The sequence below is a fragment of the Melaminivora alkalimesophila genome (assembly GCF_000282995.1).
Lineage (GTDB): Bacteria > Pseudomonadota > Gammaproteobacteria > Burkholderiales > Burkholderiaceae_C > Melaminivora > Melaminivora alkalimesophila.
On record NZ_ALEE01000293.1, the window covers coordinates 1 to 2880 of the forward strand.

4 protein-coding genes and 1 pseudogene are annotated in these 2880 nt (G+C 72.0%); 3 read left to right on the forward strand and 2 right to left on the reverse strand.

All coding sequences use genetic code 11. The features are described from left to right. A pseudogene (locus A612_RS05530) lies at positions 1-580 on the reverse strand (glutamine--fructose-6-phosphate transaminase (isomerizing)); the annotation flags it as partial. Between the two features lie 128 nt (positions 581-708). Between A612_RS05530 and A612_RS05535 the strand changes: the two are divergent. The 3 genes from A612_RS05535 (at position 709) to A612_RS05545 (ending at position 2668) form a co-directional block, all read left to right on the forward strand. Then, on the forward strand, positions 709-1215 hold the full coding sequence (locus tag A612_RS05535) for an Lrp/AsnC family transcriptional regulator (RefSeq protein WP_019373542.1): 507 nt from the start codon (positions 709-711) through the stop codon (positions 1213-1215). 128 nt (positions 1216-1343) lie between these two features. Beyond that, the gene (locus tag A612_RS05540; RefSeq protein ID WP_019373543.1) at positions 1344-2330 is read left to right on the forward strand and encodes a DnaJ C-terminal domain-containing protein; all 987 of its coding nucleotides are present in this window, start codon (positions 1344-1346) and stop codon (positions 2328-2330) included. Positions 2331-2335: 5 nt separating this feature from the next. Next, the gene (locus tag A612_RS05545; RefSeq protein ID WP_019373544.1) at positions 2336-2668 is read left to right on the forward strand and encodes a chaperone modulator CbpM; all 333 of its coding nucleotides are present in this window, start codon (positions 2336-2338) and stop codon (positions 2666-2668) included. Between the two features lie 16 nt (positions 2669-2684). Here the strand turns inward: A612_RS05545 and A612_RS05550 are convergent. Continuing rightward, a partial coding sequence (locus tag A612_RS05550; RefSeq protein WP_040436176.1) for a TolC family protein occupies positions 2685-2880 on the reverse strand: 196 nt, incomplete at its 5' end.

The window sequence follows — 2880 nt, forward strand, 5'->3', positions numbered from 1 at the left end:
AGCCGGCACGCGCGCCGACCACGCGGTGCGGCTCGTCACGGTGGATCACGGCGATCGCGAAGGCGCCCCGCAGCCGGGCCACGGCCGCGCGCACGGCGGAAAACAGGTCGCCGTCGTAGAGGCTGTCCACCAGGTGGGCGATGACCTCGGTGTCAGTCTGGCTGGAGAAGACGTAGCCGCGCCCCTCCAGTTCGGCGCGCAACGCCTCGTGGTTCTCGATGATGCCGTTGTGCACCAGCGCCACGCGGCCCGGCCGCTCGGCCTCGGCGGGCGCCACGCCCGGGCCGTGGCTGAAGTGCGGGTGGGCGTTGTGCACCTCGGGCGCGCCGTGCGTGGCCCAGCGGGTGTGGGCGATGCCGGTGGCGGCCTGCAGGCCGGTCTGCTCGACCTGGGCCAGCAGCTCGGCCACGCGCGCCGTGCTGCGCGCGCGCACCAGTCCGCTGCCCGGCTGTCCCGGCAGGCTCTGGGCATGCACCGCCACGCCGCAGGAATCATAGCCGCGGTATTCGAGGCGCTGCAGGCCCTGCACGAGGATGGGAACGATGTTGCGCCGGGAAACTGCGCTGACGATGCCGCACATGGGGATCCTTGAACCTGGAAGAAAGAAGACGGGTCGATGCTAGGCCTGCAGCCATGAAATTTGCTTCCATATTTCTGATTAATTGGAAATAATGTTCGCCACAACAGCGTACGAGAAATAAATTGACAATGATTGGTGATTTTTCGGAATCTGATTTCTCACTGGACGCACTGGACCGGCGCTTGCTGGAGCAGCTGCAGCACGATGCCTCGCTCAGCAACCAGGCCCTGGCCGAGCGCATGGGCATCTCGCCCGCCACCTGCCTGCGGCGCGTGCGCCGGCTGCACGACAGCGGCCTGATCGAGCGCCAGGTGGCGCTGGTGCGGCCCGAGCGGCTGGCGGCGCTGCAGGGCCATGGCCTGACGGCCATCGTCGAGGTGTCGCTGGACCGCCAGGGCGCCGAGCACCTCGATGCCTTCGAGGCGCGCGCCGTGGCCGAGCCGGCGGTGCAGCAGTGCTGGCGCGTCTCGCCCGGGCCGGACTTCGTGCTGGTGGTGCATGTGGCGGACATGCCCGCGCACCTGGCGCTCGGCCAGCGGCTCTTCACCCAGGATGCCAACGTGCGCAACGTGCGCGCCTTCTTCGCCACGCGCCGCGCCAAGTTCGAGCCGGCGCTGCCGTTGGCGGCCGGCTGAGCCGCCTCCCGCGCAGGCTCTGGCCGCGCGGGCCGGAAAAGCCCTTGCCGGCCTACACGCGGCCGGGCAGCGAGGCGCTAAAGTTCCCCCGACGGCGGGACGCAACGCCCGACGCACATGGAGGACGCATGGAGTTCAAGGACTACTACAAGGTGCTCGACGTGCCGCGCGATGCCACGGCCGACGACATCAAGAAGGCCTACCGCAGGCTGGCGCGCAAGTACCACCCCGACGTGAGCAAGGAGCCGGACGCGGCTGCGCGCATGGCCGAAGTCAACGAGGCCAACACGGTGCTGTCCGACCCGGAGAAGCGCGCCGCCTACGACCAGCTCGGCCGTGCTGCGCCGCACGGTGCCGGCCAGGGCTTCCGGCCGCCACCGAACTGGGATGCGGGCTTCGAGTTCACGGACGGACCCGAGGGCGCCGCTGGCATGGACGGCGCCCAGTTCAGCGACTTCTTCGAGGAACTGTTCGGTCGCGCCGCGCGCGCACGCCATGCGGGCGGCGGGCCACACCCGGCCGGCGCCCGCCCGCGCGGCGAGCAGCGCGGCAGCGACCAGCACGCGCGCATCGAGCTCGACCTGCAGGACGCCTACCACGGCGCCGAGCGCATGCTCAGCCTGCGCGGTGCGCGCCTGGACGCGCAGGGCCGCCTGGTCAACGAGGAGCGCCAGCTGCAGGTCAGCATCCCCAAAGGTGTGCGCGAGGGCCAGCTCATCCGCCTGGCCGGCCAGGGCGGCCCGGGCGTGGGCGGCGCGCCGGCCGGAGACCTGTTCCTGGAGGTGCAGTTCAGGCCCGACGCGCGCTGGCGCGCCGAGGACCGCGACGTCTACCAGAGCGTGGCCATCGCGCCCTGGGAAGCCGAGCTTGGCGGCCCGATCGAGGTGCGCACGCCGGGCGGCGCGACCGTCGAGGTCACGGTGCCGGCCGGCTGGCGGCCCGGGCGCAAGCTGCGCCTGAAAGGCCGCGGCATCCCGGCAGCCACCCCGGGCGACCTGTACCTGGAGCTGTACGTGTCGCTGCCTCCGGCCGCCACCGACGCCCAGCGCGAGGCGTATCGCCAGTTCGCCCGCGCCTTCGCCTCGTTCAACCCCCGCCACACGCAAGGAGCCTGACCGCCATGGCCCCCTCCGATTCCCCCACCGCCGTCCGCGCCCTGGCCGAGCTGCTGGACGAGCACGGTCCCTTGAGCCTGGAAGAGCTGGCGCGCGCCTGTTGCATGGAACCCGGCTGGGTCAGCGAGCGCCTGTCGGCCGGCCTGCTGCAGGCCGAGCCGGATGGTAGCGGCTGGCACTTCAGCAGCGCCACCGTGGTGCGCGCGCGGCGCCTGGCGCGCCTGGAATCCACCTTTGGCGCCGATCCGCAGCTGGCGGGCCTCACGGCCGACCTGATCGAGGAAGTGACCGCGCTGCGCCAGCGCCTGCGCCAGCTCGAATCGCAGCTGCACGGCTGACGCCGCGGCGCAGCGCTCAGTCGCCGGCGTGCACCCAGGGCGCGACCCAGCCGCCCCCGAGCGCCTGCACCAGCGCCACCAGCGCCTGCTGGCGCTGCAGCTGCAGCTGCAGCACGCTGCGCCGCGCGTTCAGCGCCGTGGTCTGCGCCGCGATGACGGCGCTGTAGGCCGACACGCCCGCCTGGTAGCTGTTCATGGTGCGCTGCTCGGCG